Annotated in this window: 26 protein-coding genes; 10 read left to right on the top strand and 16 right to left on the bottom strand. The window is 63.1% G+C overall.

Features of this window, described 5'->3' with window-relative positions; translation table 11 throughout:
• Positions 1 to 864: 864 nt before the first annotated feature.
• The 3 genes from J3A98_RS12270 to J3A98_RS12260 form a co-directional block, all read right to left on the bottom strand.
• A complete protein-coding gene (locus tag J3A98_RS12270; RefSeq protein WP_098316384.1) occupies positions 865 to 1,923 on the bottom strand; it encodes an IS110-like element ISPpu11 family transposase in 1,059 nt (352 codons plus the stop codon).
• Between the two features lie 648 nt (positions 1,924 to 2,571).
• Positions 2,572 to 3,165: a DUF4157 domain-containing protein gene (locus tag J3A98_RS12265; protein WP_209966415.1), complete on the bottom strand. Its 594-nt coding sequence runs from the start codon at positions 3,163 to 3,165 to the stop codon at positions 2,572 to 2,574.
• Complete coding sequence (locus tag J3A98_RS12260; protein ID WP_176684636.1) at positions 3,152 to 3,715, bottom strand: TetR/AcrR family transcriptional regulator; 564 nt, start codon at positions 3,713 to 3,715, stop codon at positions 3,152 to 3,154. Before J3A98_RS12260 ends, J3A98_RS12265 begins: the two co-directional genes overlap by 14 nt.
• Positions 3,716 to 3,804: 89 nt before the next feature.
• On the opposite strand from J3A98_RS12260, the gene J3A98_RS12255 reads away from it, so the two are divergent.
• Both J3A98_RS12255 and J3A98_RS12250 read left to right on the top strand, forming a co-directional pair.
• Positions 3,805 to 4,536 carry an SDR family oxidoreductase gene (locus tag J3A98_RS12255; protein ID WP_176684635.1) on the top strand — a complete coding sequence of 244 codons (732 nt, stop codon included), beginning with the start codon at positions 3,805 to 3,807 and terminating at the stop codon, positions 4,534 to 4,536.
• Between the two features lie 29 nt (positions 4,537 to 4,565).
• On the top strand, positions 4,566 to 5,180 hold the full coding sequence (locus J3A98_RS12250) for a 2-hydroxychromene-2-carboxylate isomerase (RefSeq protein WP_209966413.1): 615 nt from the start codon (positions 4,566 to 4,568) through the stop codon (positions 5,178 to 5,180).
• On the opposite strand, the gene J3A98_RS12245 is transcribed toward J3A98_RS12250, so the two are convergent.
• The 5 genes from J3A98_RS12245 to J3A98_RS12225 all read right to left on the bottom strand — a co-directional run bounded on the left by J3A98_RS12245 (position 5,153) and on the right by J3A98_RS12225 (position 8,953).
• Positions 5,153 to 5,452, bottom strand: coding sequence for a hypothetical protein (locus J3A98_RS12245; protein WP_245355123.1), 300 nt, complete (start codon positions 5,450 to 5,452; stop codon positions 5,153 to 5,155). The two genes, J3A98_RS12250 and J3A98_RS12245, sit on opposite strands and share 28 nt — an antisense overlap.
• Positions 5,453 to 5,454: 2 nt before the next feature.
• The gene (locus tag J3A98_RS12240; protein WP_003248033.1) at positions 5,455 to 6,000 is read right to left on the bottom strand and encodes a cupin domain-containing protein; all 546 of its coding nucleotides are present in this window, start codon (positions 5,998 to 6,000) and stop codon (positions 5,455 to 5,457) included.
• 81 nt (positions 6,001 to 6,081) lie between these two features.
• The gene (locus tag J3A98_RS12235) at positions 6,082 to 7,287 is read right to left on the bottom strand and encodes an MFS transporter (RefSeq protein WP_209966411.1); all 1,206 of its coding nucleotides are present in this window, start codon (positions 7,285 to 7,287) and stop codon (positions 6,082 to 6,084) included.
• A gap of 83 nt (positions 7,288 to 7,370) precedes the next feature.
• Positions 7,371 to 7,904 carry a cytochrome b/b6 domain-containing protein gene (locus tag J3A98_RS12230; protein WP_209966408.1) on the bottom strand — a complete coding sequence of 178 codons (534 nt, stop codon included), beginning with the start codon at positions 7,902 to 7,904 and terminating at the stop codon, positions 7,371 to 7,373.
• On the bottom strand, positions 7,901 to 8,953 hold the full coding sequence (locus J3A98_RS12225) for a catalase family peroxidase (protein ID WP_209966406.1): 1,053 nt from the start codon (positions 8,951 to 8,953) through the stop codon (positions 7,901 to 7,903). Before J3A98_RS12225 ends, J3A98_RS12230 begins: the two co-directional genes overlap by 4 nt.
• Positions 8,954 to 9,077: 124 nt before the next feature.
• Between J3A98_RS12225 and J3A98_RS12220 the strand changes: the two genes are divergently transcribed.
• Both J3A98_RS12220 and J3A98_RS12215 read left to right on the top strand, forming a co-directional pair.
• On the top strand, positions 9,078 to 9,599 hold the full coding sequence (locus J3A98_RS12220) for a sigma-70 family RNA polymerase sigma factor (protein WP_021782377.1): 522 nt from the start codon (positions 9,078 to 9,080) through the stop codon (positions 9,597 to 9,599).
• Positions 9,596 to 10,348 carry an anti-sigma factor gene (locus tag J3A98_RS12215; RefSeq protein WP_209966405.1) on the top strand — a complete coding sequence of 251 codons (753 nt, stop codon included), beginning with the start codon at positions 9,596 to 9,598 and terminating at the stop codon, positions 10,346 to 10,348. The genes J3A98_RS12220 and J3A98_RS12215 overlap by 4 nt, the downstream gene beginning before the upstream one ends.
• Before the next feature lie 40 nt (positions 10,349 to 10,388).
• Here the strand turns inward: J3A98_RS12215 and xthA are convergent, their stop codons facing one another.
• On the bottom strand, positions 10,389 to 11,201 hold the full coding sequence (gene xthA / locus J3A98_RS12210) for an exodeoxyribonuclease III (protein WP_176684629.1): 813 nt from the start codon (positions 11,199 to 11,201) through the stop codon (positions 10,389 to 10,391).
• A 162-nt stretch (positions 11,202 to 11,363) separates the two neighbouring features.
• On the opposite strand from xthA, the gene J3A98_RS12205 reads away from it, so the two are divergent.
• The 3 genes from J3A98_RS12205 to J3A98_RS12195 are packed head-to-tail and all read left to right on the top strand — an operon-like array spanning position 11,364 to position 17,480.
• Positions 11,364 to 12,014: a GNAT family N-acetyltransferase gene (locus J3A98_RS12205; protein ID WP_176684628.1), complete on the top strand. Its 651-nt coding sequence runs from the start codon at positions 11,364 to 11,366 to the stop codon at positions 12,012 to 12,014.
• 52 nt (positions 12,015 to 12,066) lie between these two features.
• Positions 12,067 to 13,809, top strand: coding sequence for an autotransporter assembly complex family protein (locus J3A98_RS12200; protein ID WP_176684640.1), 1,743 nt, complete (start codon positions 12,067 to 12,069; stop codon positions 13,807 to 13,809).
• Complete coding sequence (locus J3A98_RS12195) at positions 13,806 to 17,480, top strand: translocation/assembly module TamB domain-containing protein (protein ID WP_209966403.1); 3,675 nt, start codon at positions 13,806 to 13,808, stop codon at positions 17,478 to 17,480. The genes J3A98_RS12200 and J3A98_RS12195 overlap by 4 nt, the downstream gene beginning before the upstream one ends.
• A 19-nt stretch (positions 17,481 to 17,499) precedes the next feature.
• On the opposite strand, the gene J3A98_RS12190 is transcribed toward J3A98_RS12195, so the two are convergent.
• From J3A98_RS12190 to J3A98_RS12175, 4 genes are all read right to left on the bottom strand, one after another.
• The gene (locus tag J3A98_RS12190; RefSeq protein ID WP_019437142.1) at positions 17,500 to 18,054 is read right to left on the bottom strand and encodes a DUF2589 domain-containing protein; all 555 of its coding nucleotides are present in this window, start codon (positions 18,052 to 18,054) and stop codon (positions 17,500 to 17,502) included.
• Positions 18,055 to 18,130: 76 nt separating this feature from the next.
• Positions 18,131 to 18,775, bottom strand: coding sequence for a DUF2589 domain-containing protein (locus J3A98_RS12185; RefSeq protein ID WP_209966401.1), 645 nt, complete (start codon positions 18,773 to 18,775; stop codon positions 18,131 to 18,133).
• A gap of 63 nt (positions 18,776 to 18,838) precedes the next feature.
• Positions 18,839 to 19,219 (bottom strand): Mor transcription activator family protein, encoded by a 381-nt coding sequence (locus J3A98_RS12180; RefSeq protein ID WP_003248057.1) that lies wholly within the window; start codon positions 19,217 to 19,219, stop codon positions 18,839 to 18,841.
• A gap of 251 nt (positions 19,220 to 19,470) precedes the next feature.
• Complete coding sequence (locus J3A98_RS12175) at positions 19,471 to 19,929, bottom strand: hypothetical protein (protein WP_176684624.1); 459 nt, start codon at positions 19,927 to 19,929, stop codon at positions 19,471 to 19,473.
• Between the two features lie 151 nt (positions 19,930 to 20,080).
• On the opposite strand from J3A98_RS12175, the gene J3A98_RS12170 reads away from it, so the two are divergent.
• Entirely contained in the window at positions 20,081 to 20,269 is a 189-nt protein-coding gene (locus tag J3A98_RS12170) for a hypothetical protein (RefSeq protein ID WP_003248064.1), read from the top strand.
• A gap of 36 nt (positions 20,270 to 20,305) precedes the next feature.
• Here J3A98_RS12170 and J3A98_RS12165 read toward each other — a convergent pair whose 3' ends face one another.
• Positions 20,306 to 20,680: a fe2+ zn2+ uptake regulation protein gene (locus tag J3A98_RS12165; RefSeq protein WP_176684623.1), complete on the bottom strand. Its 375-nt coding sequence runs from the start codon at positions 20,678 to 20,680 to the stop codon at positions 20,306 to 20,308.
• Between the two features lie 196 nt (positions 20,681 to 20,876).
• On the opposite strand from J3A98_RS12165, the gene J3A98_RS12160 reads away from it, so the two are divergent.
• Positions 20,877 to 23,189 carry an acylase gene (locus tag J3A98_RS12160; protein ID WP_348635627.1) on the top strand — a complete coding sequence of 771 codons (2,313 nt, stop codon included), beginning with the start codon at positions 20,877 to 20,879 and terminating at the stop codon, positions 23,187 to 23,189.
• Between the two features lie 81 nt (positions 23,190 to 23,270).
• Here J3A98_RS12160 and J3A98_RS12155 read toward each other — a convergent pair whose 3' ends face one another.
• The gene (locus tag J3A98_RS12155; protein WP_176684621.1) at positions 23,271 to 23,993 is read right to left on the bottom strand and encodes a UDP-2,3-diacylglucosamine diphosphatase; all 723 of its coding nucleotides are present in this window, start codon (positions 23,991 to 23,993) and stop codon (positions 23,271 to 23,273) included.
• Positions 23,990 to 24,490, bottom strand: coding sequence for a peptidylprolyl isomerase (locus J3A98_RS12150; protein ID WP_176684620.1), 501 nt, complete (start codon positions 24,488 to 24,490; stop codon positions 23,990 to 23,992). Before J3A98_RS12150 ends, J3A98_RS12155 begins: the two co-directional genes overlap by 4 nt.
• 248 nt (positions 24,491 to 24,738) lie before the next feature.
• Here J3A98_RS12150 and J3A98_RS12145 point away from each other — a divergent pair, with 248 nt between their 5' ends.
• Entirely contained in the window at positions 24,739 to 26,442 is a 1,704-nt protein-coding gene (locus J3A98_RS12145; protein WP_010953806.1) for a glutamine--tRNA ligase/YqeY domain fusion protein, read from the top strand.
• The last annotated feature ends 4 nt before the right edge of the window (positions 26,443 to 26,446 follow it).

Genomic DNA, 26,446 nt, shown 5'->3' with positions numbered 1-26,446 from the left:
GGTAAACCCGCTCCTACACAGATTGGTGGTGGACACACATTGGTGATAGGGCGCAGGCCGTCGTAGGAGCGGGTTTACCCGCGAAAGGGCCGGGCCTGCTGGCCAATCTCCACCCGCCGTTCACCGTTGCCGCCGCTACCGTATTCGCGGGTAAACCCGCTCCTACACAGATTGGTGGTGGACACACATTGGTGATAGGGCGCAGGCCGTCGTAGGAGCGGGTTTACCCGCGAAAGGGCCGGCCCTGCTGGCCAATCTCCACCCGCCGTTCACCGTTGCCGCCGCCACCGTATTCGCGGGTAAACCCGCTCCTACACAGATTGGTGGTGGACACACATTGGTGATAGGGCGCATGCCGTCGTAGGAGCGGGTTTACCCGCGAAAGGGCCGGGCCTGCTGGCCAATCTCCACCCGCCGTTCACCGTTGCCGCCGCTACCGTATTCGCGGGTAAACCCGCTCCTACACAGATTGGTGGTGGACACACATTGGTGATAGGGCGCATGCCGTCGTAGGAGCGGGTTTACCCGCGAAAGGACCGGGCCTGCTGGCCAATCTCCACCCGCCGTTCACCGTTGCCGCCGCTACCGTATTCGCGGGTAAACCCGCTCCTATGTATGGACTCGCCCACACTGTCTAGCTGCTTTTTGAACATAGGAACCCGGTTGCATCTATGTATCAGGCCTATTCGAGGAAGCTTTTTGCTTCTGGCCAACATCGTGGTGAGCTCGCAGTGTGCCGTTTACATTGAGGCCACTATCAGGCCTGTAGGAGCGGAGGCATCGGTCTGCGACGGTCTTACCTAGGGTCAATGTTCACTAGCAGGGGTTGGAGCGCCTAGCGCCCCGGTGGCATTACCCGGTTGGTCAGAGGCTCATAGCCGCCTCCGGTTTTTCGTTCGGTTTGCGTTGGTAAACCTGATCGCTCTGTAACAGGGCCCAGATAATCCGCAGATTTCGATTAGCCAGCCTGATCGCCGCCTCCTTGCGCCCAAGGCGGGATAGCCAGCGCAAGAGGCGGCGATCATCTGGCTGATCGGAATCAGGCCTTAGCTGGCTCAAGACGGCATGCGCGCCCTGGATCATCAGGCTGCGTATGTAGCCGTCACCGCGCTTGCTCATCTTGCCCAATCTGATTTTGTTTCCGCTGCTGTGCTGATCGGGCACGATACCGAAGAAGGCGGAATACATTCGGCCACTGGCGAAGCGGCTGGGGTCGGTCTGTTTCGCCACGATCGCCGTGGCAATGATAGGGCCGACGCCGCGAATGGTGATCAGTCGCTGAGCGACTTTATCCTCCTGGGCAGTCGCTTCGAGCCGGCGGCTCAGCGCCGCAATGCGTTCACCTAGAGACAACCAGTCCATCAGCAACTCATCGAGCAACTCGCGCAACAGGTCGGGCAGAGGCAAGGAAGCATCCTCAAGCGCCTGAGGTACATGCTTATTGATCGCGGCATCACCCTGGGGCATGGATACGCCATGCTCAAGTAGCAAACCACGGATCTGATTACCCAGCGCGGTATGTCGCTTGATGTTACCGCGCCGGATACGGTGCAGCGCTTGAATAGCCAGTGCTGTGGTGCTCTTGATCGGTATCGAAGCGATGCTCGTATCGCGACCGGCACGCAAAATGGCATAGCAGTCGTTACGATCGTTCTTTGCACCGCTGCGATGTTCGGCGACACGTTGCGCCGGCAGGATGCGAACCGGATTACCTTTGGCCTGCAGCAGTCTGGCCCAGGCTTGTGCACCTGGACCGCACTCCATCAAGACGGCCACGGTCGTTGGCAGCCTGAGCAGGAAATCATGGAACGCTTGGCGGGATTTGATGCGATCTTCGTAGATCACCCGCCCAGTAGCGTCCTCGCCTGCTAATTGGAAGACCTGTTTGGCCAGGTCTACGCAGATGGTTGTGCAAAGCTCCACATCAGTGGAAGACAGGGAATCTTGTTTCGAACTATGCTTTTTCATGGTCTCGCCCTCGCTGCCGTTGGCTTCTTTGAACACCACCGTGGCACTGTGATGCCTCGGCGGGGGCGAGTCCATCGATTACACAGATTGGTGGTGGACACACATTGGTGATAGGGCGCATGCCGTCGTAGGAGCGGGTTTACCCGCGAAAGGGCCGGCCCTGCTGGCCAATCTCCACCCGCCGTTCACCGTTGCCGCCGCCACCGTATTCGCGGGTAAACCCGCTCCTACACAGATTGGTGGTGGACACACATTGGTGATAGGGCGCAGGCCGTCGTAGGAGCGGGTTTACCCGCGAAAGGGCCGGCCCTGCTGGCCAATCTCCACCCGCCGTTCACCGTTGCCGCCGCCACCGTATTCGCGGGTAAACCCGCTCCTACACAGATTGGTGGTGGACACACATTGGTGATAGGGCGCAGGCCGTCGTAGGAGCGGGTTTACCCGCGAAAGGGCCGGCCCTGCTGGCCAATCTCCACCCGCCGTTCACCGTTGCCGCCGCTACCGTATTCGCGGGTAAACCCGCTCCTACCTTGGTTTGCGCTAACGGCTGAATTTTGCGCCGGGCAAGACAGGCGCTGTAGATGTGGAGCGCAATGGCAGCGATCAGCGGGCCAGGCCTGAACGACGCTCGCGCAGCGCCTTGTCGACTTCGGCCTCGATCTTGTAGGCAGGCCCCTCCAGGTCGTCGAAGTTGCGCGTATAGCGTCGGGCAAACTCCTCCACGCCCAGTTCCTGATACTGCTGCACATGCTTGAGCTCGTGCGCCCACAAGGCCACGTTGTCCTCGGCATCGGCGGCCCGGCGGAAGATGATCGTGTCGATCAGTGTAACGGCGTTCACATCGGGGTTCTGCAATAGCGCATTGGCTGCGCTCATCTGTTGCTCATCCCCCACCCGAAAGCGCGCTGCGTCGAGCACGGCAAAGTCATACCAAGGTTCAAGCTGCGCCCGAATATGCAACGGAATCGGCTGAACACCGCTGGCCGTGGCTTCGTCGCGGGCCTGGCGCAAGGCGTAGGCAAGGCTGGACGAGGCCATGACCTCCACATCCTTGAGGATCTGCCCGGCCTGGCCCGGGTCGATCGGGGCGCAGAAGCAACCCATCAGGCACACCTGATACTGCCCTGGCGGGCAGGCCTGCTCGGCAAACGCTGGCAGGGCCAATAGCAAACCCAACAAGGCACTAATCTGCCTCATGCAGGGCCTGTTCGACAAACTGGCGGCTGGCGCCCAGTACCTGCGCTTGCACGCTTTCACTGGCCAGCATGCGCCCGACCAGCACTGCCCCTACGCACTGGCTGATCAGCACCCAGGCCAGTTGCTCATCCTCCAGGGTTGTGCTCCAGGCCTGGTGCAGTTCTACCAGCCAGTGCTCAGCCACTTCACGCACCGGCGTGTCGGCCCGGGCGATTTCCACTCCCAGCGGCGGCAACGGGCATCCACCTTCGGCATTGCGCAGGTGGGCCAGGCTCAGGTACTGCTGCAGGCAGCGGCCCAGGCGTTCGCGGTTGGCTCCTTGGCAGGCCAGGCGTATCAGGGGGCTGTTGCTCAGCTCCTGGCGTACCACCTCGGTAAACAGGTCGTCCTTGGACGGGAAGTGGTTATAGAAAGCACCGCCGGTCAGGCCGATCGCTTTCATCAGCCCGGCCACGCCGGTGCTGGCAAATCCCCCGCGCTTGGCCAGCGCGCCGCTGCTGGCCAGCAGCCGTTCGCGGGTTTGCTGTTTGTGTTCGTTGGAGTAGCGCATTCACATGCCTCGGCAGACAGGCTTGACGATGACCGCGATCATAACATAGCGTTCGTTTACTAAACGATCATTTACCCATGGAGGCAGGCATGTCAGAACAACAAAAAGTAGTGCTGGTGATCGGGGCGGGCGACGCCACTGGGGGCGAGATCGCCAAACGCTTTGCGCGTGAGGGCTATGTTGCCTGCGTAACTCGGCGCCAGGCCGACAAACTGCAGCCGCTGTTGGAGGAAATTCGCGCCGCTGGCGGCCAGGCTCACGGTTTTGGCTCTGATGCGCGCAAGGAAGAGGAGGTTACGGCGCTGGTGGAGACTATCGAGCGTGATATAGGCCCGATTGAGGCATTTGTCTTCAATATCGGTGCGAATGTACCGTGCAGTATCCTCGAGGAAACCCCGCGCAAGTACTTCAAGATCTGGGAAATGGCCTGCTTTGCCGGTTTCCTCACCGCGCAGGCGGTGGCCCGGCGCATGGTTCAGCGTGAGCGTGGCACCCTCCTGTTCACCGGTGCTACAGCCGGTACCCGCGGCGCAGCCGGTTTTGCCGCCTTCGCCGGGGCCAAGCACGGCTTGCGTGCCCTGGCACAGAGCATGGCGCGCGAGTTGGGGCCACGCAACATCCATGTCGCCCATGTGGTGGTGGACGGTGCCATCGACACGGCCTTCATCCGCGACAGCTTCCCCGAGCGCTATGCCCTCAAGGACCAGGATGGCATCCTTGACCCGGCGCACATTGCCGACAGTTACTGGTTCCTGCACGCACAGCCTCGCGACGCCTGGACCTTCGAGCTGGACCTGCGCCCCTGGATGGAACGCTGGTAAATCCCCGTTAACCCGCAAGGATCTTAACCATGCACACGTCTGTCGACTTCTTTTTTGACCTGGGCAGCCCGGCCAGTTACCTGGCCTGGACCCAACTGCCGAACCTGTGTGCCCGCCAGGGCGCCACGCTGCGCTACCGGCCAATGCTGCTTGGCGGGGTTTTCCAGGCTACCGGCAATGCTTCGCCGGCCATGATCCCGGCCAAAGGGCGCTACATGTTCACCGACCTGACCCGCTTTGCCGAACGCTACGGTGTGCCGTTCGGGATGCCGCCGGGCTTCCCGGTCAATACCCTGACTTTGATGCGCGGCGTGACAGGTACACAATTGCATTCACCGGATCGGTTCGAGGCATTGCTAACGGTGCTGTTCACCGGGCTGTGGGTACAGCGCCGCAACCTGAGCGACAGCGCTGTGCTGAATGAAACACTCGCGCAGGCAGGCTTCGACCCGCAGGTTTTTCACGCCCTGGCCGCTGACAGCGAAGTAAAAGCAGCACTAAAGCAGGCGACCGAGGCGGCTGTGGCGCGCGGGGTGTTTGGCGCGCCCACCTGTTTTGTCGGTGATGGGATGTTCTTCGGCCAGGACCGTCTGGACTTTGTCGAGGAGGCGCTGCGTCAGGGCGCCAACAGCCTCTCCAGCTGAGTGCGTTCCCACAGGCTGAGCAGGTCTGTGGGGTTGGTGCCATAGCGCTGCCAGTGCTCGAGCCCGGCCTGTTCGCCGTCGGGGGCTTGGCAATGAACGCAATGTGCCAAGCCTTCGGCATCCAGCGCCAACGTCAGTTGCCAGCCCTGGATGCCGACATCGACCAGGCCGTCATCGCGGCGTTCAGTCACCTCAAGGGGATGCACGCCAAGGGCCACATTGCGCAGGCACTGATAGACATCCCGGGTGCTCAGTGAAGCTCTGTGGGTCAAGATCAGAAATTCGCCGGCGTGTTGGCGCTGATGATCTCGGCCTCATCCGGGCCGATGTTCTTGAAACTGTGCGGCAGGGTCGTGGGGATATAGTAACCGTCGCCCGAGTTGAGCACGCTGACCTGGCCATCGACCCACAGCTCGACGGTACCACGGGTGACCAAGCCGCATTCTTCGCCTTCAGCATGCACGATCGGCTCGCCAGAGTCGGCGCCGGGTGCGTACAGCTCACGCAGCATGCGCATTTGCCGGCCTTCGACACTGGCGCCGACCAGCAGCATGCGCAGGCCATTGCGCCCCAGGTCTGGTTGTTCGCCACCACGGAATACGTAGCGCTCTTCGCGCACTGGCTCGTCGAAGCTGAAAAACTCCGCCAAGCTCATGGGAATGCCTTCGAGCAGCTTTTTCAGGGAGCTGACCGAAGGGCTGACGCGATTCTGCTCGATCTGCGAGATCGTCGAATTGGTCAGCCCGCTGCGGCGGGCCAATTCCCGTTGGGAGAGATTGTTGCGTTCACGCACCAGTTTGAGTCGCGTCCCCGTGTCCATAGCCGCCTTGTAATCAGAGGTGTCAATAATAATGAGCGATGCGCATTAAAACACACTCTGCGCCCCTGCGCGCTGTGCTTCTCAGACCCGCTGCTCACGCGGCATTGGCCACAGCCCGACCAGCAGCAACAGCACGGCCACGGCCAAGAATGGCAAGCGCGGATCAAGGGCATACACCAAGGTACCGGCGAGTGGCCCGATCACCGCGCCCATACCTTGGGCGGCGCCAATGGAACCGGCTGTGGCGCCTTGCTCAGAGGCCTGCATGGCATTGGCTGCCAGTGCCGAAAACGCCGGGAACACGAAGCCCATGCCCGCTGCCGCAACAAAATAGCAAGCCCACAGCCAGGGGGCCGTGGTGGCCAGCGAGCCGCAGGCAAAGCCCAGTGCCGATACCGTGGCACCCACCCGGATCATCTTCAGCGGTGGCCACTCCAGTTGGCGCAGTATCACCTGCGCCAGCATCAGCGCCACACCTACGGTGGTCAGGGCGATGCCAGCCGCCTGGGCCGCTTCGGCAGGGCCCAGATGCAAGCGGTCGAGGGCAAAGAAACCGACGATGATCTGCGACACGGTCACACTGAGCATGGCGCTGAATGCCACCAGCAGCGGCCGGCGCAGGCGCGGGTCGTTCAGCCGCACCGGGCTGGGGGCGTGGCTGTGCGTCAGAGCCTGTGGTTTAAGGGTAAAAAACAGCACGAGGAAGGCGGTGGCCGGCAGTAGCGACATGATATGGAACGGCAGGCTCAGGCTGTGCCGCGCCAGCAGTGCGGCCAGCGCCGGCCCGACCACCAGACCGACGGCGTTGGCCGCCCCCAGTGAGGCCATGGCCCGCGCCCGGCGTTGCGGCTCGACATGGTCGGCGATCAGCGCATTGCAGCCTACCGGGATGGCGGCATAGAAGGCGCCGATGCAACCGCGCGCGATCATCAGGCCGATGAACGCCAAGGTTGCCCCCGGCAACCAGCGTAGTGCGCCTTCGACGAACAGGCACAGCAGCCAGTAGGCCAGGGTAAAGCCAGCGCTGCCCAGCAGCAGGATGCGCCGGCGGCCCAGGCGGTCTGCCGCGCGCCCCCAGGGCCGGGCCAGCAGTACCCAGACCACGCCGGCCACGGTTATGGCGGCGCCGGCTTGCCAGGTGGCCATGCCAAGCTGGCGGGCTATCGGGCCGATCAGGGCGACGAAGGCCATCATCGACATGGTGCAGGCCATGTTGGCCAGCAGCAGCGGGCGCAAGTCCAGGGTGCTGGCAGGTAGAAGGGTTGCAGGATCCTTTGCGGCGTTCATAGGCAGTCCAAGGCAGAGTGGCAAGCAAAAACCGATATTATTAGGAATCATTATCGATTGTCGAACCCCTGGGCTGCTGCAGTTCATTCACTGCGGCGCAAGGGGCCAGGCCACATGCTACGCAACACACCGTCGCGGCGCACCCACGCATGCATCAAGGCTGCACCCACATGCACCAGCACCGTGGCGAACAGCAGGTAGCCGGCCCAGCCATGGGCCTGGCGCAACACGGCATACAGCTGCAGGTTGTGGGGGGTGATGGCAGGCAAGCCGAGCGGGCGCGGGTAATCGCCGGCTGACAGCATGGCCCAGCCCAGCAGTGGCATGCCCAGCATCAGGCCATAGAGCAGCAGATGCGAGGCCCCGGCGGCCCAGCGCTGCAGTATTGGCAGGTCGTTCGGCAGGGGCGGGTGGGGTACGGCCAGGCGCACAGCGATGCGCAGCACCACCAGCACCAGCAGGGCCAGGCCAGTGGCCTTGTGCAGGCTGATCAGCACCGGATGGCGTAGAGACAGGTCGGCGACCATGCTCACGCCGATGAACAACATGGCCAGGATCAGCACGGCCATCAGCCAATGCAACAGACGGGCGAAAGGGTGGAAGGTTTCAGGTTTCATGGCTTGGCTCCGGTGCTGAGCGATTCGCGGCTACGGCGGTTGAACGATTCCGAATAGGCGGCCGAGCGGGCGGCAAGGATCGGGTCCGCCGATGCCTCTATACCGCGCGGCAGGATCAGCGGGTCGAAGTTGAGGTCGCGGCAGGCCCCTTGCTCGGGGGCGTCCACCTGTTCCAGCACCAAAGTGCCGGCGTCCACGCTGCGCCGCTCGGCGGGCCACGGCCGTGCAGGATCGTCCACGGCGTCGCCTGGTTCGGCCAGCACCAGACGCAGCTTCCAGCGCAACGGGCCTTGGGCAAGGCGTTGCTGCAAGTCGTGTTGCAGGAATTGCTTGTCATCAACCTGGGTGGGCAATGCCGCAAATGCAGTTTGTGGCTCGAGCTGCCAACGCACCGGGTGGGCCGCGCCAGCGGCGTCGATCAGGCGGAAGGCATTGATACTGTGGTATTGCGTGTTGGCGAAGCTATCGCTGGGTTTGTAGCCCGCCGCCCATTGGCGAAACGCCGCGCTTTCCGGGTGGGCGGCAAAGAACGCCTGCAGCTTGCCAGGGTCCGGTTTGCCGGTCGCCGGGTCTGGTGTGCTCGCCAGTACTTGCTGGTAGAACGCTTGCGGCGTGCTGACTGCCAGCACCGGTGGGTTGTTCATGCCCGTCCGCCAGACCTGGCCGTCGTCGGTGCTTAGCTGAATCGCCAGGCTGCGTACGGGTATAGCGGTATCCGGGGCGAACGGGTTGGCACCGCCGATGGCAAAACGGCCCACCACCGGCACCCGTTGCTGGCTGAAGGCGCGCGCCGTGGACAGGTTGGCGGCCTGCCCGCTGGCCTGGAAGTAGCCGCTCACGCACAGGCCCTTGGCGTGGTTCTTGCGATAGCCGGGGTAATGCCCGGCCTGGGCTTCGAAGGTGTCGATGATGCGCTGTGGCGTCAGCCGGGGTTCGCCGAGCCAACCGGCGGCATAGGCAAAGCCGGCACCTGCGGCCAGCAGCACGCCGCCAATGGCGGCCAGGCGCAAGGCTTTGGCCGGGCCGTGCAAGGGTGTGTTCATGGTCAATGTCCGGTTCAGTGAAGGTGCCAGTACGACGGGGCAGGGAAAAAGTTATTCCCTCATCGGGAATAGAATTTGTTCACAGGCGTCTGCCCTTTACACTGACAACCCCAGAGGCCGGTACCTGACCATGCACGATTTGGACGACCACCAGTGGCGCGAGCTGCTGGCCCGCCTGCGCCGCTTTGCCGTGTGGCTGACCCGCGAGCCGGGCAGCGCCGACGACCTGGTGCAGGCGACGGTCGAGCGGGCCCTGAGCCGCCGCGACCAGCAACGGGACGCCGATGCCCTGCGTGCCTGGCTGTTCACCATCCTTTATCGACAGTTCCTCGACGGTAAGCGCCGTGAGCGCTTGCATGCGCGCTGGTTGTCCTGGTTCGGCCGTAACGAGCGCGACGAAGAGCCGGCTGGTGACAACATCGAAGCCATCGTCCTGGCCCAGGCCGACCTGCAGGCCTTTGCCCGGCTATCGGCGGAGCAGCGTGCCTTGTTGTTGCTGGTCAGCATCGAGGGCTTGAGTTACAAGGAGGCCGCCCAGGCCTTGGGCATCCCCATCGGCACTGTGATGTCGCGCCTTTCGCGCGCGCGCAATGCCTTGCGCGAACTGACCGAGGGCAACCCCCAACCCCCGGCCTTGCGGAGACTGAAATGACGCGCCTGATCCCCACCGATGATGAATTGCACGCTTACGTCGATGAGCGCCTGGAACCTGTGCGCCGGGCCGAGGTACAGGCCTGGCTGGCGGCCAATCCGCAGGCTGCGGAACGGGTGGAAGGCTGGCGCGCCGATGCCCGGCGGCTGCGTACGGCACTGGCGGGATTGGGCGAGCTGCCCGGTGCAGCGCAGTTGGACCTTGGCCAGTTGCGTCGGCAATTGCGCCAGCGTCGGCAGCGGCGCTGGGCTGCGGCGGCGGTGGTGATGCTGGCGTTGGGTGTGGGGGGCTTGGGTGGCTGGCAAGTGCGCGATGCAACCCTGGCACGAGCCGACCTGCCCATGGCTGACGCTGTTCAGGCGCATCGTTTGTTCGCCGGCAGTGAAACACTGGATATCCAGGCCAGTGATCCTGGGCAGTTACGCGATTGGCTGGGGCGCTATTTCAGCCGGGTGGGCCAGTTACCGGACCTGGCGGGCTACGGTTTCAAGCCGGTGGGTGCGCGCTTGCTCAGCAACGAACAAGGGCCGGCTGCATTACTGGTGTTCGAGGATGGCAAGGGCCAGCGCATCAGCCTGTTCCTGCGCTCGCCGGGCGACCTTTATCGGCGCATGCCGGACGGGCAGCGGGTCGATGGCCAGCTGGAAGCGCGGTACTGGTCGCATGGGGCTTATAACTTTGCCTTGGTCAGCGCAGCGGACGATGTGCGTGGGGCGGGGGTAGGGGAGGCGTTGAGGCTGGGGTTGTAAGTGTGGGCCCAAGGCATGCACCTTGGGCCCGTCACCAGAGTCAGCTCAACTCCAACCAGATCGGCGCATGGTCCGACGGCTTTTCCATCCCGCGCAGTTCATAGTCCACCCCCGCTGCCTTGATGCGCGGCACCAGCGGCTGTGAGGCCATGATCAGGTCGATGCGCAGGCCGCGCTTGGGCTCGTCCTCGAAGCCGCGGCTTCGGTAGTCGAACCAGCTGAAGCGGTCGGTCACGTCTGGGTACAGATGGCGGAAGCTGTCTACCAACCCCCAGCCTTTCAAACGTTCCATCCACTCACGCTCTTCCGGCAGGAAGCTGCACTTGCCGGTCTTCAGCCAGCGTTTGGCGTTGTCCGGGCCGATGCCGATATCACAGTCTTGCGGCGAGATGTTCATGTCGCCCATCACCAGCACTGGATGGTCGTTGCGGAACTGGCTTTCCAGCAGTGCCTGCAGGTCGCTGTAGAAGCGCTGCTTGGCCGGGAACTTGGTGGGGTGGTCGCGGCTCTCGCCCTGGGGGAAATAGCCATTCATGATGGTGATCGGGTTGCCGTCGGCATCGGCGAAGGTGCCCCAGATGAAGCGGCGCTGGGCGTCTTCTTCGTCGGTGGCAAAGCCCTTGTGCAGGCTCAGCGGCGCCTGGCGCGACAGCAGGGCCACGCCGTAGTGGCCCTTCTGGCCGTGATAATGCACGTGGTAACCCAGAGCCTGCACGTCGGCCAGCGGGAACTGATCGTCGCTGACCTTGGTTTCCTGCAGGCCGATCACGTCCGGCTGGTGCTTTTCGATCAGCGCCGCCAGCTGATGCGGGCGGGCCCGCAGGCCGTTGATGTTGAAACAGACGATCTTCATGGAAAGACAATCCCGGTAAAAGGCGCGATGCTAGCCGACATCGACCTTCATCACCAGCATGGCGGCCAGGCGAGCCTGCTGCTAACGTGCTGTTGGGGGTGAACGAAGCGCGCAGGGGCACCTCCAAGGCACAGTATGCCCATTCCAGGAGGTCTGCCCGTAATGCCCGAAACCACAGCCGCCCCGGCCCGTGTCTGCCTGCTCGATGATGGTTACAGCCGCGAGGCGCGTTCGCTGTTGTACAACGCCTACCGCCACGAGCCCACCTTCGCCTATCTCTTCGAAGCCCAGCGCCCGGGGTATGAGCGGCGCCTGCGGGTGATGGTGCGTGAATGGGTACGCCAGCACTTCTACCTGCAACTGCCCGCCATCGGCCTGTTGGTCGAGGACCGCCTGATTGCCCTGGCCCTGATCGTGCCGCCGCTGCGCCGGCTGGGCGTGGCCGACAGCTGGGCCTGGCGCTTGCGCATGATGCTGGGGACCGGCCTGCGCTGTACGCGGCGCTACATGGATTACCAGGCCGCGTTGGCCGCCTGCCTGCCCACTGACCAGGTACATATGCTGCCGTTGCTGGGGGTGCATCCGCAATTTCAGGGCAAGCACTACGGCGAGCAATTGTTACAAGCCGTGCACGACTGGTGCGCGGAAGACCCAGGCACCCAAGGTGTGGTGCTGGACACCGGTAACGAGCACTACCTGGCTTTTTACCAGCGTCAGGGTTATGAGGAAATTGGTGAAGTAGCTGTAGGGCCGATCCGGGAGAGGGTGTTCTTTCATCCTAATCCAGTCTCGTCAAAACCCGCATTTACCTGAACAGGCCGCCAGGCGGCTCCCTTGAGCGCCTGGCTCTGGTAGCATGCGCCGCATGACGTATTCAGGAAGATTGACCTGGGGCCTGGTTTTCTGGGTCGCCAGTTTCGCAGCATGGGGCCAGAGCGAGTTGTTGGTGAAGGTGAAGCCGGCCAACAAGGCGCTCAAGGCCAATGTCGAAGGCTATATCGGCACTTTGGGTGACCGCGACGAAGAAGCACTTTTGCGCTTCAGTCGCGGGGCAGAGGAGCAGGCGCGCAAAGCGGCACAGGCACTCGGCTACTATCAGGCGCAGATCGATACCGAGGTCAAGCCCGCCAGCGACGCAGACCATCCCCCACAACTGATTATCAGCATCAACCCGGGCGAACCGATTCGCCTGCGCAACGTTACCGTGCGCATCGAGGGCCCAGCCAGCGAGATGAAAGCCTTCCGCGTGCCTGGCAGCAAGGCGCTGCGGGCGGGTGAACAACTCAATCACGGCCATTACGAGGATGCCAAGCGGTTGATCCAGAACCAGGCGTCGCGCTATGGCTTCTTCAGTGGGCGCTTCACTAGTCAGCGTCTGGCTGTCGACCCGCAAGCCGGTGTGGCCGATATCGACCTGGTCTACCAGAGTGGCCCGCGTTATCGCCTGGGCGCCGTCACCTTCGGTGGCGACACGCCGCTGGACGAGGACCTGCTGCAGCGCATGGTTTCGTTCAAGCCGGGCACTCCCTACGACTCGGAATTGATCGCGGAACTGAACAACGACCTGCAATCGAGCGGCTATTTCGAAGGCGTGCGCGTGGATGCGGCGCCCACTGCTGCTGTGGGCGAAGACATCCCGGTGGATGTTCACCTGCAAACCCGTAAACCTCGCACCATGGGCCTTGGCCTGGGCTTCTCGACCGACGTCGGGCCGCGCGGCAAGGCCAACTGGACCCGCCACTGGGTCAACCCGCAAGGCCATAGCTATGGCTGGGAAACCGAACTGTCGGCACCGCGCCAGAACCTCGGCCTGTGGTACGACATTCCGCTCGACCCGCCGCTGACCGACAAGCTGCGCTTTGCCGGTGGCTACCAGAACGAGGAGCTTGCCGGCACCGACACGCTCAGCAAGCTGTTGACGGTCGGCCCTGAGTGGCACAGCAAGTTGCCCAGTGGCTGGCAGCGGGTGATTTCGCTCAAGTACCAACGTGAAGAATATCGCCTGGGTGACGACTCCGGTTTGAGCAACCTGTTGATGCCGGGTGCCAGCTATTCCTTCCTGCGCAGTGACAACCGCATCGACCCGCACAACGGCTATCGCTTGCAGTTCGATGTTCAAGTTGCCAAGGAAGGGCTGGTGTCCGACACCAACCTGCTACACGGCAACGTATTGCTCAAAGGCCTGACCACGCTCGGCCACAACCACCGCTTTCTCGGGCGCGTACAGTTTGGCGGCAGTGCGACCAATGGCTTCAAGAACAACATTCCGCCGTCGCTGCGTTTCTTCGCGGGTGGCGACCAGAGTGTGCGCGGTTACGACTACCAGACCCTTTCCCCGAAGAACAGCGACGGTGACCGTATCGGCGGGCGCTACCTGGTGGCAGGGAGTGTCGAGTACCAGTATTCGCTGACCGAAAAATGGCGCGTCGCGACGTTCGTCGACCAAGGTAACTCGTTCAACGACCTGGAACTGCCCAGCCTCAAGACCGGCGTCGGCTTTGGTGTACGCTGGGTATCGCCGGTCGGGCCGTTGCGCCTGGACTTGGCCAAGGCGCTGGATGACGAAGGGGGCATTCGCCTGCACTTTTCCATGGGGCCCGAGCTGTGAAACGCGTAATCAAATATAGTGTGCTGGGCCTGCTTGGGGGCGTCGCGAGCGTGGGCCTGGTGCTCGGCCTGCTGCTGGGTACCCAGGCCGGCAGCCGCTGGGCACTGGGCAAGGTGCCCGGGCTTGAAGTGGCCGACTTCCAGGGGCGCCTGGCAGGCAGTTGGCAGGCCAGCCGGCTGAGCTGGGCCGACGCCGGCAGCAAGGTCGAGTTACAAGCGCCGTTGCTGGCCTGGTCGCCGGCTTGTTTGCTGCGCGCTACCTTGTGCATTGACCGGTTGCAGGCAGACCGCATTGACATGGCCTTTGCGCCAAGCACCGAACCGGCCGAGAGCGCGCCGCTGCAATTGCCGACCCTGCGCTTGCCGCTGGCCATCGAACTGGGCGAGGTCAAGGTCGGGTCGCTGCGCCTGGATGGCAGCGACCTTATTGGCGATTTGCAACTGGCTGCGCACTGGACCCACAGCGGGATACGCATCGACAGCCTGCGGCTGCTGCGCGACGACCTGCAATTGAGCCTGCAGGGCGACCTGCAACCCGAAGGCGACTGGCCGGTAAAACTACAGGCGCAATTACAGTTGCCTGCGGTAGACGAAAAACCCTGGCAACTGGCACTGACAGCCAATGGCCAACTGCAGAAGACGTTGGAACTCGCCGGCACCAGCAGCGGTTACCTCGATGCCACATTGAGCGGGCAGTTGCAGGCATTGGCCGAGCACCTGCCGGCGACCTTGCGCATCCGTTCCGAGGCGTTCAAACCGGCTGGTGCGTTGCCTGACACCTTGCAATTGAACGCGCTTGAGCTCGATGCCAAGGGCGATCTGCTCGATGGCTATCAACTGTCTGGCAGCGCCAGCCTGCCGGCCGAGCAGTCACCGATCGCCTTGGTCCTGTCCGGTCTGGTCGACAGCAAAGGCGCCAGGCTCGATGCCCTGGACCTGACCGCCAGCGACAGCCAACGGGTCAAGCTGCAAGCCACGGCTGACTGGCAGCAAGGCCTGAGCGCCGATGCGCAGCTGGACTGGCAGGACTTCCCGTGGTTGCGTCTGTACCCACTGGAGACTCCCCCCGAAGTCACCCTCAAGCGCTTCAATACCCAGGTGCATTATCGCGATGGCAATTACCAGGGCACCTTCACAGGCGACCTGGACGGCCCGGCGGGAGCGTTCAGCATCGCCAGCCCGTTCGAAGGTGACCTCACCCAGGTGAAACTGCCGCAGTTGGCGCTGACCGCCGGCCAGGGCAAGGCAGCCGGCAGTGTCGCCGTACGTTTTGCCGACACCCTGGCCTGGGATGTCGACCTGCAGCTCTCCGCGCTCGATCCGGCGTATTGGCTGGCCGAACTGCCGGGCACCCTGGCGGGGCCACTGCGCAGCAAAGGCGAACTGAAAGGCGATGCGCTTACCCTCGATGCCCAGCTTGACCTCAAAGGCCGCCTGCGTGGCCAGCCAGCCATGCTCAAGGCCGAGGCCCAGGGGGCGGGGCAAAACTGGACCCTGGGCACACTGGCCATCCAGCTGGGTGACAACCGCATCAACGGCAGTGGCAGCTTGCAACAGCGCCTGGCTGGGCGAGTCGACCTTGACTTGCCGCGCCTGGGCCAGCTGTGGCCAAGGTTGCAAGGCCGGGTCAAGGGCCGGCTGGATGTCGCCGGCACCTTGCAGGCCCCGCAAGGTACGCTGACCCTGCAGGGCCAGCGCTTGGCCCAGGCCGAAAACCGCCTGCAGCAGCTGGACCTGGATGCGCGCCTGGACAGCGCCCAGCGCGGTGTAGTCGAGCTCAAGGCAACCGGTATCCACCTGGGTGACACAGCCTTGGGCACGTTGCAGGCCAACGGCAAAGGCGACATTCGCCAGCAGGCCTTGACCCTGGCGCTGGACGGCCCGCAGCTTAAGCTCGACCTTGGCCTGGATGGCCAGTTGAACAAAGGTGACTGGCGCGGGCGCCTGGCCAGTGGCCGGATCCAGGCCGGCGGCCAGGACTGGCAGTTGCAGGCGCCTGCACGCCTGCAGCGGCTGGCCAGCGGCCAGCTCGACTTCGGGGCCCACTGCTGGCGCTCCGGCCAGGCAAGCCTGTGTGGCGACGACCAGCGGCTGGCCCCCGAACCGCGCCTGCGCTACCACCTCAAGCAGTTCCCGCTGGGCAGCCTGGCCCAGTGGCTGCCGAAGGACTTTGCCTGGCAAGGCCTGCTCAACGCCGATATCAATCTGGACATCCCGGCCAGCGGCCCCAAGGGCACTGTCGTTGTCGATGCCAGTGGCGGCACCCTGCGTGTGCGCGACAAAGGCCGCTGGATCGATTTCCCTTACCAGGCCCTGCGCCTGGACAGCACGCTGGCACCGCGGCGCATCGATACGCGCCTGGCGTTTCGCGGTGAGCGCCTGGGTGAGCTGAACGTCAACGCCCGGCTCGATCCGCTGGGCAAGAACAAACCGTTGTCGGGTGATTTCCGCTTGGCCGGTCTGGACCTGTCGGTGGCCCGCCCGTTCGTGCCCATGGTCGAACGCCTGGCCGGGCAGCTCAATGGCAGTGGTCGGCTTTCAGGCACCTTGCTGGCACCTCAGGTCAACGGCAACCTGGTGCTCAGCGGTGGCGAAGTCAGTGGTGCCGAGCTGCCGGCCAGCCTTCAGGACCTGTCACTGCAGGCGCTGATTGCCGGCGAGCAAGTGCAGCTCACCGGTAACTGGCGCAGTGGCGAGGCGGGACGTGGCCAGTTGAGCGGCAACCTCACCTGGGGGCAGGCACTGGGCATGGACGTGCGTCTGCAAGGCCAGCAACTGCCGGTCGCGGTAGAGCCCTACGCCACGTTGGAAGTTGCCCCGGACCTGACCTTGCGCCTGATCGATGACAAGCTGTCAGTGACCGGCAAGGTGCAGGTGCCCAAGGGCAAGATCACTGTACGTGAGCTGCCGCCGTCCACGGTCAAGGTGTCGGATGACACGGTAATCGTCGGTCACCAGACCGAGGAAGGCAAGCCACCCATTGCAATGGCCATGGACATCGATGTCGAAGTGGGTCGCGACAAGCTGTCGTTCAGCGGTTTTGGACTTACCGCCAACCTGCTTGGCCATGTGCACATCGGCGACAACCTCGATACCCGTGGCGAACTGAGCCTGGCAGACGGCCGCTACCGCGCCTACGGCCAGCGCCTCACCATACGCCGGGCGCGCCTGCTGTTCGCCGGTCCGATCGACCAGCCGTATCTGGACATCGAAGCGATCCGCAGGGTCGACGACGTGATTGCCGGCATCCGCCTGAGCGGCAGCGCCGAGCAGCCGACGACCCAAGTGTTCTCGGAGCCGGCCATGAGCCAGGAACAGGCGCTTTCGTACCTGGTATTGGGGCGGCCATTGGGCAATACCGGCGAGGATAACAACATGCTCGCCGAAGCGGCGCTGGGCCTGGGCCTTGCCGGGAGCGCCGGCATTACCGGCAGCCTGGCTTCGAGTCTGGGGATCGACGACTTTCAGCTGGATACCGAAGGTTCTGGCAACAGCACCAGCGTGGTCGCCAGCGGTAACATCACTGAGAAGCTGAGCCTTCGTTACGGGGTGGGGGTGTTCGAACCGGCCAACACGATCGCGTTGCGCTACAAGCTGAGCAAGAGGGTCTACCTCGAGGCCGCCAGTGGGCTGGCAAGCTCACTGGACATCTTCTACAAGCGCGACTTCTAGGCCCGCAGCGTGGCGGCCATCAACGGACGGTGGCCGCCTCGATGAACTCGTTGGTGTCGGGTGAGGGCGGTGGGGGGGTGGCGCGTACCGGGACGATCAGGTTGGTGTATTCCTCGATCAACCGGTTCAAGGCCTCTGGCGGTTCGCTTGCCTGAAACTGCATGCGGATCTGCACTTCGTCCGGGTCGCGGTTTTCGCCCTGACGGCCTTGGCCACCAATGGTGACCTTGAAGCTCGCGGCCTTGCTCTCGCTTGCGGTCAGCAGTGCCTGCTGCGCCTCGGTGCCTTTGACCCTTACCGACAGGTCGACCTGCATGCGCTCCAGGGCCAGTCCTTTCGGTGACACCAGCGCAAACAAGGGGACGCGCATGATGTGCTGCCCATCCATGGCCACCTCGACCATCTTGGCTTTCATGGGGGCGCCCAGTGCTTCGGTGTCGCACTCGAAAAACTGGTCGAACAGGTTGATGTACTGCTGGGCAATCAGGCTGTTGGTGGCACTGGCGGCTTCTTGCAGGCCACGGGTAATTTCACGCAGGTCAATGGAGGTCATGGGGGCGGGGGGCTTTTGCAAAGATTCGACTCCTCAGGCCAGGGTGTGCCCCTCCCAAAAACCGGCAGGAGGGGCAATCGTGTCAAGCGCCAGCGGTTTACGGGGTCGGCAGGTTTGCAGGCGCAGGCCGTTTCAAGGTATCCGCCTGGGAGATTTCGTCCGGGCATTGCAGTTCGGCGGTTCGGACAACGGTTGGCTTGGTCGCGGCGTCAGTGAGGAACTCGATTACCCTCATCATCGCTTCGGGCGGTTCCTGACGCTTCAGGGTCGTGTTGAAGGCATAGCGGGCGCGGGTATCTGTTTTGCGGGTTTGCGTGGATTTGTGGCTCACGCTGCCTTTCACGTTCAGCCTGAACGGTCCCCATCCCAGTGAGCCGCTGGCTTCTGCATTCATGTCCTTGCTGGAAACATCTTCCGACATCTGGTTGATAACCAGCTCGAACTCGACATTACCCTCTTCGATGGAAATGTTCGGGTGGGTAATGGCCGCCATCAGCGGCACTTTCATGGTCTTGCTGACCACGCCTTTGTACTCGCCCTGTTCGTCGACGATGGTTTCGTCGTAGTCGAACTGGATGGCGACTGCCTTGCCATCCTGGACGCATACCTGCATCAGGAAGTCGGCGTACGATTTACTGGCGGTTACCTGCGCCTGGACCATGGCCTGCAAGGGACCGGCGATCATGCGGTCCATCGGCAGGGCATTGATGACGGAGCCTATAAGGCTGTTATCTAACGACATATCGGGAAGCTCGCTCTATGTAGGGGTAAGGCAGCCGCGAATGGCAGCTACGGTGTTCGGGCGTCAGCGCGTGCAAAGCTCCTGGCGCCGGATGTTGCCGATCTGCCGCAGGCTCAGGCCGTACTTGTTGGCCAGCAGGCTGCGGGACAGTCCGTTGGCGCTCTCCTTCTGAATCTGCTGGTTGCGCAGTTGACGCAGAAAGTGGTCAGCCTTGGGGATCTCCAAGGCGACCCCGGCAAAGCGCTTGATCAGTGCGTCGAGCGCTTCGGCCGGCAGCACGTCGGCGAGCTTGGTGCGCTCGCGGTGCTTGGGTATGTACTTGGGCCTGCCGCCGTAGGCGCAGGTCAGTTGGTAGGCGTTTTCGATGCCGATACAGTCGATCAGGGCCTGCAGTGAGTGGGGCAGTTGGCTGATATCGATCTGGCTCAAATCTGGCATTTGCATATGGCGCTCCTTCGGGGTGGATGGGATGTGCGACCCGATCACCCGCGGCGTTATGTCGAAGGTGTGAGCAAATTCTGTGCGACAGCCGAGGCGCGTCGCTAGGCGGCATAGGGGTTGGGGGTTGTAGCTTCGGTGAACAGGATTTGCAGGCAGCGATATCTGGCTCTGTAGGAAATGGCGCCGATATTTGGCTGTGCCGCTTGGTTTCCTGTCGGGTCACTTCCGATGATGTGGAGTGGGTGCGGCACCCCTCAATCGCACGGATAACTGCTCAGCAAGCTGGCGCTACCCAGATAGGCTTGAGGGGTATCGCGCATGCCCGGCGGCAACGTGCGCCAATCGACCAGCAGGCACAGCGCGTGCAACGGCTGGCCGTTGCGCTGGCCGATGACCTGGTCGGCAAAGTGGCGGCGGTACAGTACCTGGGTCTGACGCAGTGGCTGTGCCTGGTCGGCCTGTGCCAGTGTCAGTCGGGCCAGGTCGGGCAAGCGGGCTGTGGGCACGCTGAAATGTACCGGTGCAGCATCGGTCTGCAGGTAGCCGGCCTGGCGTACGCGTTGCCACAGTTGTTGCCATTGGCTGGCACCGGCATGGGTGGCCAACTCGCGGCCCAGTTCGAGCAGGTGTTCGGCCGGCGTCTGCTGGGTGTCCAGTGCATGAAGGGAGAGCGGGGTCAGTAACAGCGATGCGAACAACAGGGGTTTGTACATGGTGCCTCCGGCGTGGGTGCTAGGGAGCCCCATGCTTTCAGGCTGACGTCACCCCACCCAGCAGGAAATCCAGCGCCGGGGGCGGTGACCGTTGTATCATTGCCGCGGCTCGTTGCGAGCCATTTGCCCCTGATGTTGCAAGGAACATTCGATGACACACGTGCAGCGCCTCAAATATTCACTTCTGATCATCCTGGTGGTACTGGGCCTTATGTTGGGCCTGTCCCACCTGCAGAAGCAGGGCACGATCAGTGAGCAGACCTTCCAGATGCTGGCCATCGCCATTGCCGTGGTGGTCGTGGTGATCAACGGCATTCTGCGGCGCAAGGTCAAGCCCTGATCTGCGCGGGCCGGCCAGGCATGGCCGGCCATGCGCTCAGCGCGACGGTGTTTGCTCCAGCACGGCGCGCGCCTGGGGGTTGAGCCTGTAGCATTTGTCGCTACCCAGTTGTATGACGCCTTCGGTGCACAGGCGCTTGAGCACTTCGCGCACACTGAGGAACGACAGCGGGATATCCAGTTGTTCCAGTTGTGCGTGCACCCCGCGCACGCCAATGCTGCGGCCATTGCGGTCGGCGGCGTGCAAGGCGTCGATAACCTTGAGGCGGATCAGGCTGGTGCGCAGGCCGAAGGTGCGCAACAGCTCGCGGATCTGTTCGTTGCCGACACGTTCTTCAGCAAATACGTCCTGTCCCTTGGACGCTTTGCCTGGGGCGTGCCCGGCCTGGATCGAGGTTTGCGGGTTGTACATGCGAATGCTCCTTTTCGTGGACGAACCCGAAATGTGGGTGGCTCATTTACTAGGACGAATGAGCACGCAAAAACTGCAACCCATTCGTGAAAAAAATGCCTGTTTCTCATCAAGACGTTCCGTCGCCTTGTAATACGTAAAATATTCATCTGGCCATTCGTCTGATCGGGATGACCCCCGAACCCGAGGAGTGCCCGTGTTTCCACTTTGCCGTCCCATGACTTGCGCCGGCCTGGCCGCTGCCCTGGTGGCCTTCAGCGTCGGCGTGCAGGCCCAGCCCGCGATAGCCGATGCCACTGCCCAGATCCGCCACACCCGTTACGGCGTACCGCATATCGTGGCCAAGGATGAGCGTGGCCTGGGCTATGGCGTCGGCTATGCCTACGCCCAGGACAACCTATGCCTGCTTGCCAATGAAGTGCTGACCGTGAACGGTGAGCGCTCACGCTTTTTCGGCACCAAGGGCAAGACCCTGGAGCAGCGTGACAACCTGGCCAGCGACCTGTTCTTCACCTGGCTCAACAGCCCAGCGGCGGTCGATGCCTTCCTGCAGGCGCAACCCGCGCCGGTGCAGGCATTGCTGGCGGGCTATGCCAGCGGCTACAACCGGGCGTTGGCCGAGCGCCGTCGTCAAGGGCTGCCTGCCGAGTGTGGCGACGGTGAGTGGGTGCGGCCCATCAGCAGCCAGGATCTGGTCAAGCTGACCCGCCGTTTGCTGGCCGAGGGCGGTGTCGGGCAGTTCGTCGAGGCGTTGGCGGGGGCGCAACCGCCAACGCTGACCAGCCAGCAATCGTCAGCGGGCTTTGCCACCGCTTTGGCCCGGCAGGCGCGGTTCGCTTCGGAGCGCGGCAGCAATGCGGTGGCAGTAGGCGCGCAGCGCTCAGCCAATGGTCGCGGCCTGTTGCTGGCCAACCCCCACTTCCCGTGGATGGGCGGCATGCGCTTCTACCAGATGCACCTGACCATTCCCGGCCAGCTCGATGTGATGGGGGCGGCGCTACCAGGCCTGCCGGTCGTCAACATCGGTTTCAACAAGCACCTGGCGTGGACGCACACCGTGGACACCTCCAAGCACTTCACGCTCTACCGCCTGCAACTCGACCCCAAAGACCCGACCCGCTATATGCTCGATGGCAAGTCGCTGCCGATGGCCCGGCAAACCATCCGTGTTATGGCCAAGGCCGCGGATGGCAGCCTGAGCCAGATTGAGCGGCAGGTCTACAGTTCGCAGTTCGGCCCTGTGGTGCAATGGCCAGGTCACCTGGACTGGAATGCGCAGGCGGCTTACAGCTTGCGAGACGCCAACCTTGAAAACACACGGGTGTTGCAGCAGTGGTACCAGATCAACCGTGCCGACAGCCTGACGGCATTGAAGGGTTCGGTCGAACAGTTGCAGGGTATCCCGTGGGTCAACACGCTGGCCGTGGACGAAGGGGGGCGGGCTTTGTACCTGAACCAGTCGGTCGTGCCCTATGTCGACCAGCAACTGCTGGATGCCTGCAGCAACCCGCAGGCGCAAGGGCGCCTGGTGGTGCTGGATGGCTCGCGCAGTGCATGCCAGTGGAAGGTTGACGCGCAGGCGGCGCAACCGGGCATCTTCCCGGCGCGGCTACTGCCAAGCCTGGAGCGTGAAGACTTCGTGCAGAACTCCAACGACCCGGCCTGGATGGCCAACCCGGCGCAGCCGCTGACTGGCTATTCGCCACTGGTCAGCCGCAGTGACCAGCCGCTGGGCATGCGTGGTCGCTTTGCCCTGCAGCGCCTGCAAGGCAAAGCCCGGCTAGGGGTAGATGAACTGCAGCGCATGGTCACCGATGACGAGGTGTACCTGGCCAGCCTGGTGTTGCCAGACCTGCTGCAATGGTGCAAGGGTGCCAGTGCAGATGTGCAGCCAGTGTGCAGCAGCCTGGCCGCCTGGAACGGCAAGGCCGACCTCGACAGTGGTATGGGCCTGGTGCACTTCCAGAACCTCTTCAATACGCTGGCTGAGGACCCGGAAAGCTGGCGAGTGGCATTCAACCCGGCCGACCCGCAACACACCCCACGCGGCCTGGCTGTCGAGCAGGCGGCGGTGAGCAAGCGGGTACATCAGGCAGCACTGGTGTCGCTCAAGCAGGTCAGTGAAAGTGGCGTTGCCCGGAATGCCCGTTGGGGGCAGGTGCAACAGGCCCTTGATGGCACGCCGGTACCGGGTGGCCCGCAGGCGCTCGGGGTGTACAACGCGATCTACAGCGTGCCGCACGGGCAGGGCAAGCGGCTGGTGGTGAGTGGCACCAGCTACCTGCAACTGGTCAGCTTCACCGACAAGGGGCCAGAAGCCCGTGGCCTGCTGGCGTTCTCCCAGTCGAGTGAGAAGGCTTCGGCGCATGCCAGTGATCAGACCAAGGCATTTGCGGCCAAGCAACTGGCGGTGATTCCGTTTACCGAGGCGCAGATCAAGGCAGACCCGGAGTATCGGGAAGTGGTGATCAGTGAGCGGGACAAAGGGGCGGTAGTCAGCCAGCCCTGAGGCGTCAGCCTGCGCCGGCCCATTCGCGGGTAAACCCGCTCCTACAGGGGCCTGCGGGCTTGCCCGCGAGCCCCTGTAATGTCAGGAAAACTCGAACGGCGCCAGCTGAAAGCCCTGTTCGTCAACCTGCAAGGCCCAACCGCGGCGATCCCAGTCGCCCAGTACGATACGCCGTGCCGGTTGCCCGTCGACCACCAGCTTGTGAATCGCCGGCCGATGGGTATGGCCATGCACCAGGGTGCGCACGCCATGCGCCGCCATCACCTTGGGTACTTCTTCTGGCGTGACGTCGACGATTTCGGTGGACTTCATCCGCGTTTGTGTACGGCTTTCATTGCGCAGCTTGCGCGCCAGCCGGTAGCGGGCCGACAGCGGCAGGTGGCGCAGGATCCACAAGCTTAGCGGATTGCGCAGCAGGCGGCGCATCTTCATGTAGCCCAGGTCGCGGGTGCACAGGGTGTCGCCGTGCATCAGCAGCACCTGTTCACCGCCCAGTTCGATCACACTGGGGTCGTTCAACAGCGTGCAGCCCGCCGCCTCGCAAAAGGCCTGGCCAATCAGGAAGTCACGGTTGCCATGCATCAGGTAGATGGCCGTGCCACTGTCGCTCAGCCGGCGCATGGCCTGGCAGATCGACTGCTGGAAGGGCGTCATGGCATCGTCGCCAATCCACGCTTCGAAGAAGTCACCAAGGATGTACAGGGCCTTGGCGTGCCGGGCGCGGCCATCGAGCAGATCAAGAAACGCCCGGGAAATATCCGGGCGTTCTTCTTGCAGGTGCAGATCAGAGATCAGCAGAATCACTCAATGATCTCGGCTTTCTCGATGATCACGTCGTCTGCCGGTACGTCCTGGTGGCCAGCTTTGGAACCGGTGGCGACCTTTTCGATGGCGTCGACCACTTCACGGCCTTCGATCACTTCGCCGAATACGGCATAGCCCCAGCCTTGCACGTTCTTGCCGCTGTGGTTGAGGAAGTCGTTGTCGGAGGCGTTGATGAAGAACTGCGCCGAGGCAGAGTGCGGCTCCATGGTGCGGGCCATGGCGATGCTGTACTTCTTGTTCTTCAGGCCGTTGTCGGCTTCGTTCTGGATGCTGGCGCGGGTTTTCTTCTGGTTCATGCCGGCTTCGAAGCCGCCGCCCTGAATCATGAAGCCTTTGATCACACGGTGGAATACGGTGCCATCGTAGTGGCCATCCTTGACGTACTGAACGAAGTTTTCGGTAGTCAGCGGCGCTTTCTCGGCGTCCAGTTGCAGGACGATGTCGCCGTGGTTGGTGCTCAGTTTGACTTTGGACATGCTGAAACTCGCTCTTTCAAGGCAATCAGAAATTAGGGTGCGCAGGGCGCGGGTTATCACCAGACGCAGGATCAGGCGATCGCGACACATGGCGCGCACTGGCCATTTTGCCAGGCTGCGGCAAAAAGCCGTGATAAATCACATCAGTTTGTCCGGGCGCGGCTGTCAGCAGCTTGACTGCTTCGGCTATGATAGGCCCTTTGATTCAATCGGCCTACCCAGGCTGGACACACGCATTCAAGGATCCTATGAGCAAGCCCACTGCCGACAACGCGCCCAACGCCGCTGCCAAAGGCGCCCCCGCTGTCCCTGCGAACTTCCTGCGGCCGATCATCCAGGCCGACCTGGACTCGGGCAAGCACAGCAGCATCGTCACCCGTTTCCCGCCGGAGCCCAATGGTTACCTGCACATCGGCCACGCCAAGTCGATCTGCGTCAACTTCGGCCTGGCCAAGGAGTTCGGCGGCGTCTGCCACCTGCGTTTCGACGATACCAACCCGGCCAAGGAAGACCAGGAGTACATCGACGCCATCCAGAGCGATGTCAAATGGCTGGGCTTCGAGTGGGGCGGCGACGTGCGCTATGCCTCCGACTACTTCGACCAGTTGCACGACTGGGCGGTCGAGTTGATCAAGCGTGGCAAGGCCTATGTCTGCGACCTCACCCCTGAGCAAGCCAAGGAATACCGCGGCAACCTCAAGGAACCGGGCAAGAACAGCCCGTTCCGCGAGCGCAGCGTGGAAGAAAACCTCGACCTGTTCGCCCGCATGAAGGCCGGCGAGTTCAAGGACGGCGAACGCGTGCTGCGGGCCAAGATCGACATGGCCTCGCCAAACATGAACCTGCGCGACCCTATCCTGTACCGCATTCGCCATGCCCACCACCACCAGACCGGCGACAAGTGGTGCATCTACCCCAACTACGACTTCACCCACGGCCAGTCGGACGCCATCGAGGGCATTACCCACTCGATCTGCACCCTGGAGTTCGAAGGGCATCGTCCGCTGTACGACTGGTTCCTCGACAACCTGCCGGTGCCGGCACACCCGCGCCAGTATGAGTTCAGCCGCCTGAACCTGAACTACACCATCACCTCCAAGCGCAAGCTCAAGCAGCTTGTGGACGAGAAGCACGTCGACGCCTGGGACGACCCACGCATGTCGACCTTGTCCGGCTTCCGTCGCCGTGGCTACACGCCGGCTTCGATCCGCAACTTCTGCGAAATGATTGGCACCAACCGTTCCGACGGTGTGGTCGACATGTCGATGCTCGAGTTCAGCATCCGTGACGATCTGGACCGCACCGCGCCACGCGCCATGTGCGTGCTGCGCCCGCTGAAAGTGGTCATCACCAACTACCCGGAAGGCCAGGTCGAGCAGCTTGAGCTGCCACGTCACCCGAAGGAAGACATGGGCGTGCGTGTGCTGCCGTTCTCCCGCGAGCTGTACATCGACCGCGACGACTTCATGGAAGAACCGCCCAAGGGCTACAAGCGCCTGGAACCGGCCGGTGAAGTGCGCCTGCGCGGCAGCTACGTGATTCGTGCTGACGAAGCCATCAAGGACGCCGACGGCAATATCGTCGAACTGCGTTGCTCGTACGACCCGGACACCCTGGGCAAGAACCCTGAAGGTCGCAAGGTCAAGGGCGTGATCCACTGGGTGCCGGCCGAGGGCAGCGTCGAGTGCGAAGTGCGCCTGTACGACCGCCTGTTCCGCTCGCCGAACCCGGAAAAGACTGAGGAGGGCGGCAGCTTCCTGGACAACATCAACCCTGCTTCGCTACAAGTGCTCAGCGGTTGCCGTGCCGAGCCGTCGCTGGCCCAGGCGCAGCCCGAGGACCGTTTCCAGTTCGAGCGCGAAGGCTACTTCTGCGCCGACCTGAAAGACAGCCAGCCGGGCCGCCCGGTGTTCAACCGCACTGTCACCCTGCGTGACTCCTGGGGCAGCTGAGGAA

The sequence above is a fragment of the Pseudomonas sp. BP6 genome (genome assembly GCF_017875935.1).
GTDB classification, from domain to species: domain Bacteria; phylum Pseudomonadota; class Gammaproteobacteria; order Pseudomonadales; family Pseudomonadaceae; genus Aquipseudomonas; species Aquipseudomonas putida_Y.
Note: the sequence above shows the minus strand (reverse complement) of the source record. Positions and strands in the feature narration are given on the sequence as shown.